Below are 4,985 nucleotides of genomic sequence, written 5' to 3'. Positions count from 1 at the left end.
ACGATGATAATAAAGTGTTTCGTTGATCTGGTACTTAAAAATGGCATCAGGTAGATGGTCTATATATTTGGAGACAGTAAAAATAATTGTTTCAAGTAATAATTATGCCTATTTCTGCTAGTATATCTACTGGACTATTTTCAATCAGCAAATGTCGATATTCTTTTTTCAGATTGAAATAGTAGATGCCATTGTCAGAAAATTATTAAGACTATAAACAAATTGTCTTTTTTTGTTGTTTTTCAATATTTACAGTTTTTTTTTAATTAAATTAGTGCAAAAAATCCGAATCGATGTCCCTTATATACGTCCATTTATCAGATATTCATTTTGGCCAAGAACGTGGAGGCGATCTCTACATACATGATGATATCAAAGAACAGTTATTGGAAGATGCGCGCGATTATGTCACGGAACTTGATAACCGACGTGCTAATGGGGTAATTATTTCGGGGGATATCGCCTACGCCGGCAAAAAGGCCCAATATGATGAAGCAGCGAGATGGTTGGATAGACTTACAGCGGCTGTGGGCTGTGAAATTACTGCAGTCCAAGTTGTGCCAGGAAATCACGATGTTGACCGAGATAAAATTACGGCAATTACTCAGCAAGCTATTGATAAAATTATCAAAGACGGGGATGATGAATTAGATAGATGTATGCAGAGTGAAGATGATCGCGAATTTTTGTATAAGCAATTTGCGGATTATAGGAAATTTGCTGAAGGATATGACTGTCCATTAGATTCCGATGGCAAGATTAACAAGCATCGTATTGAGGAGATTGCTCCGAAAAGGAGGATAAAATTTATTGGTGTAAATACAGCCTTAATTTGTTCAAAAACTGATAATGAAGAGGGGCGACTGCTATTAGGCCGACGACAGCGCGTAATCCCTGCTGAAGCCGGTTTGGAAACCATCGTGGTCGCCCACCATCCTTTGAATTGGTTACAGGATTCTGTGGATGCGAATAGATATATAAGTAACCGAGCAAGAGTATTTATATCTGGACATGAACATACTCCCTCGCATCGTAAGTTGGAAGTAGATCAAAACACCGATCTATTAATGATCGCTTCCGGTGCCGCAGTTCCTCCTGATCTTGACCCAAAGTTTAATTATTTCTATAATATCCTTGAGTTCGATTGGGTAGAAGCAAGTGATTCATTAAGTCTAACTATTCATGGAAGAGCTTGGGATGACGAGAAGAAAAAGTTCGATTTAGACAAAGTGAACTTTACAGATGGGGTTAAAACTTATGTGCTAAATTGTCCAAATTTTAAAAAAATGCCAATTACTCTTTCGAAAGAGGAGGATCAAAAAAATGAAGTTAGTGGGAACAAAATATTCGAAACCTCTACCATGGAATTTTCTGTGGTTGATAAAGCGGGAGGCGTTTTGGAAGAAAAAGAATTTCAACTGGTGCTATTAAAATTTTTTAGAGACCTGTCGAGCGCTGAGCGTTTAACCGTTTTGATCGAATTCGATGCAATACCAAATGCCTACAATGGGAGATTAACGCACAGCATGGAAAGGATAGTATTTGATAAGTTAGTGCAGGACGGAAGATTAAAGGAAATACACGACAGAATTAACCAAATTACACAACAACAATAATCAATTATGACAGACATTGCAAAGCACATCCGGATTTTCAATAGCAACCCCAACGATGAATTTGTCACTAAGCGCACCACTGCAATTAATTCAATTGAGGCAGTTATTAGGAAGATGGGGGGTATTAATGATGTTTTCGATTTTGCTAACAGCCTACTATCTGCATTGGATGATCCGTATCACTATAATGAGACGGTAAGTAGCGTAGCAGTTCCTGCATTAAAGAAAAGTAGTACATCTTTTGTCGCTGATGAAGAATCATTACAAATCATCACGTGTGCATTATTGGCGACAGTTCAGCACTTAAATAAGACTAAACCATACGCGCATAAACCAAGTCCAGAGTTTATTTTAGCTTCATCGCTCTGGAACGGACTTTCGTTTCAGCATCCTATAGCTGAAAAGGAAAAGTTAGAAGTCTTGCGTACGGAGTTGCAAAAGTCTGCCACGAGAATTGCTACAGATATTTCCGTTAATTCCCGACAGCGTAAACAAACCAAGACTAGATCCTCGATTGCTGTGCCTGCTGAGGAAACTTTTGCCAACTTCATAGATGCAACGGAAACTTCATACGGTAAACTAATCGATGCTTTTCGAATAAATGCAATTTTGGATCGTGAAGAACTTGATATACTTTGGTGGGCTCTTGGGGGATGGAGTGAACTTTGTTCAATTCAAATGTCCCAGCTTAACCCTGTGCAATCTTGCCTAGTTGGAACAATTGAGATTGGAAAGCTCCTCCACAGATTTCCTTCAAAAGCCCATGTGCATCTAGCTTGCCGATTTGTTGATCAGACGAAGGAGTATTCTGTATCACAACTTATTGACGAAATGGGAGACTTAAAAGACAAGATCATAAATGTTTTACCGATCAAAAAAGTTGAGAGCTATTCGAAAATTTTTCCTGTAAGCAATCTTCTTCTCGATCCGGGAGATGTGTCTGGAGATAAACGTAAATACAGTTTAAATGAGTGGTCTAGTCGCTTAATAGTGGAAATTTCATTGGATAATGTGAACAAATTTGCTGAATAATGATTGATACTCTTGATAAAATTTGTCAACATTCTGACTGTACATTTTCGCAAACAGGTCAATGTATTTATGGACGAGAGCAATCGACTTGTCCCGAGAGGCTTGAATCAATCGCAGAACTGGTCGTTGAAGACTTAAGTGTAGCGGGAGCTTCAGTACTTACTCCACCAGAGGAAATGGAACGTCTCTCGCCCAGTTTGTATTTAAGTGATTTCGATACAGAGCGGATTACTAGAAACAGATATTGTAAAGTTGTGGCAATTCTGGGCGTGCCAGGTACTGGAAAGACGGCTAGCCTGGTTAGCCTATACCTATTGTTAGCCCATAATGCACTGGACGAATATAGATTCCTCGATTCAAAAACCGTTATGGGATTTGAAGAAATTAGTATGGGGGCGAGAACATGGAATGTAAATCAGCCACCTGAACAATTTACTGCGCACACTGAGTTAACTGACGAAAGGACTGCAGGATTTCTGCATTTACGGATTCAAAATGTTAGCAATAAGCGAAAGATGGATTTTTTGTTGACGGATCTGCCTGGTGAATGGACCAATACCTTAATTGATACAAATCGCACAGATCGACTCTCTTTCTTAAAATCTTCAGATAGGATTTGGATTACTGTAAATTCGGAACATATTGCGACAGCAAAAAGTCGAAAGCTAGTCGTGCATCGATTAAAATTACTTGTCGATCGTATTAGAACCTTTTTAGTAGAAAATATCCCAGATATGACTATTGTACTGACCCATAGTGATAAAACTGATTCGGTTAAAGAGTACTTGAAACCTTTGCAGTCACTTGCCGTCGGATTTAGTATTGTTTATAAAGAAATTGCGTCGTTCTCCAGTGAAGAATCCATTGTTCCGGGAACAGGAATTAAAGAACTAATTGATGATCTTGCGGTAGCTAGGGGATCAAGTCGCGCGGAATTTTGGCCAGATCAATCCTTTGAGCAAGGACGTAATATGCTGCGGTATCAAGGTAATAGAAATTAGTATGGAGGAAAAATCAATTCTTCTTGTCGGCGGTCCCGATTCAGGTAAATCCAATTATTTGGCGAGGTTCTGGTTAGCGTTACAAGGTGGGCATCGTGATCTCTTAAGTTCGGTAACCCCGAGTGACGTGAGATATGTTGAAAGCATTGCTGAACACATTCTACAAGCGGAGTTCGCACCTCGCACAGATTTAGAAGAAAAAAATAGAGAATTTCGTATATCGGTAAAGACTAGAGACGGGAGTATATCTGCAGACATAGTGGTCCCGGATATACTTGGCGAAGTTTGGTCCAAAGCGGTCGCGTCATTGAATATTCCCGAGAAATGGCTAAAAACACTTCGTAGCTCTTCTGCAGCGGTACTTTTCGTAAGGGTTCATTCGGAAATTAATACGCAACCACTAAATTGGATTACTTCTCAGGAGTTTTTAAAAAATGGACTTGGAGGTAAACAAGTTAACAACCTTCCTACACAAATTGTACTTATGGAGTTGCTTCGATTTATAGATGAAAATATTAATAGAAGCTCTAAAGCAAAACCAAAGGTCGCGGTAATTGTAACGGCATGGGATCTTTTGAGTAAAGGTGAAGCAAAATTGGGTCCTCTGAATTATCTTAAAAATGAATTTCCTATGTTTGAAGGTAGAATCAGTGATATTGACTCACTAAATGTGAAGGTCTTTGGTTGTAGTATTGTCGGTGGAGACTTTCAAGTTGCGTCTTTTCAAAAAGATTTTTTGGATAAAGAAATTGATGAAACCGGTTATATAATGGAAGAAGGTGCAGATACTGAGAAACCAGATATCACTGCACCGATTGGGTGGTTGTTACACGAGGATTAAATTAGATGTTGTTTAATTTCCAGATACATAAATATAAGAATGGTCATCAACTACTAGCAGGGACTATCCTGCTTGAAAGGACAGATCAGGATACAATAGATCGGCTATCTGATATTTCGGGCCAATTAAGACCTGGTGAATCATTTGCGCCGTATTTTACGTGTTATCCAGTGCCGTCGATGCAGTATTTTGTTATCGCAAAAACTTGGCAAGACATGACCGCGCCAAGGGCTGGATGCGTTTTAACTAAGAGCGTAATCATTGCAATGGATCTATGGGAAACACTAAAAAATACCGATAGTGTTTTTGCTTCTCTCAATGAAAGCGAGTTTGGCTTTGATTATCCAGTTGTATCTGAAGAAGTAACATTAAATCCGTTGAACTTTGACGATCCAATAGAAGAATTGATTGAAGCATTGTTTTTGGAACCACGGAAGCCGATCTTGCTGGTTGATAGTAAAAGCGCACTTCAGATAATTGCAAGACTATATAAAG

The 4,985-nt window shown here is 38.9% G+C and carries 5 protein-coding genes; all 5 read left to right on the top strand.

What is annotated here, in order from left to right:
• Positions 1 to 293: 293 nt before the first annotated feature.
• The gene (locus HP439_RS17585; protein ID WP_172391639.1) at positions 294 to 1,616 is read left to right on the top strand and encodes a metallophosphoesterase; all 1,323 of its coding nucleotides are present in this window, start codon (positions 294 to 296) and stop codon (positions 1,614 to 1,616) included.
• Positions 1,617 to 1,622: 6 nt separating this feature from the next.
• Complete coding sequence (locus HP439_RS17580; protein ID WP_172391638.1) at positions 1,623 to 2,648, top strand: GTPase-associated system all-helical protein GASH; 1,026 nt, start codon at positions 1,623 to 1,625, stop codon at positions 2,646 to 2,648.
• Positions 2,648 to 3,649, top strand: a complete 1,002-nt coding sequence (locus tag HP439_RS17575; RefSeq protein WP_172391637.1) for a TRAFAC clade GTPase domain-containing protein — start codon at positions 2,648 to 2,650, stop codon at positions 3,647 to 3,649. The genes HP439_RS17580 and HP439_RS17575 overlap by 1 nt, the downstream gene beginning before the upstream one ends.
• Before the next feature lies 1 nt (position 3,650).
• Positions 3,651 to 4,490, top strand: a complete 840-nt coding sequence (locus tag HP439_RS17570; protein WP_172391636.1) for a TRAFAC clade GTPase domain-containing protein — start codon at positions 3,651 to 3,653, stop codon at positions 4,488 to 4,490.
• Positions 4,491 to 4,495: 5 nt separating this feature from the next.
• Positions 4,496 to 4,985 (top strand): GAP1-N1 domain-containing protein (locus HP439_RS17565; RefSeq protein ID WP_216657896.1); only part of this gene is annotated, 490 nt, incomplete at its 3' end.

Origin of the sequence: Sphingobacterium shayense (assembly GCF_013179575.1) — a bacterium.
GTDB classification, from domain to species: domain Bacteria; phylum Bacteroidota; class Bacteroidia; order Sphingobacteriales; family Sphingobacteriaceae; genus Sphingobacterium; species Sphingobacterium shayense.
Note: the sequence above shows the minus strand (reverse complement) of the source record. Positions and strands in the feature narration are given on the sequence as shown.

Bases quoted from the DNA above. Each gene is read 5' to 3' on its own strand.
- HP439_RS17570 (WP_172391636.1), top strand. From the start codon at position 3,651: ATGGAGGAAAAATCAATTCTTCTTGTCGGCGGTCCCGATTCAGGTAAA.
- HP439_RS17585 (WP_172391639.1), top strand. From the start codon at position 294: ATGTCCCTTATATACGTCCATTTATCAGATATTCATTTTGGCCAAGAA.
- HP439_RS17575 (WP_172391637.1), top strand. From the start codon at position 2,648: ATGATTGATACTCTTGATAAAATTTGTCAACATTCTGACTGTACATTT.
- HP439_RS17580 (WP_172391638.1), top strand. From the start codon at position 1,623: ATGACAGACATTGCAAAGCACATCCGGATTTTCAATAGCAACCCCAAC.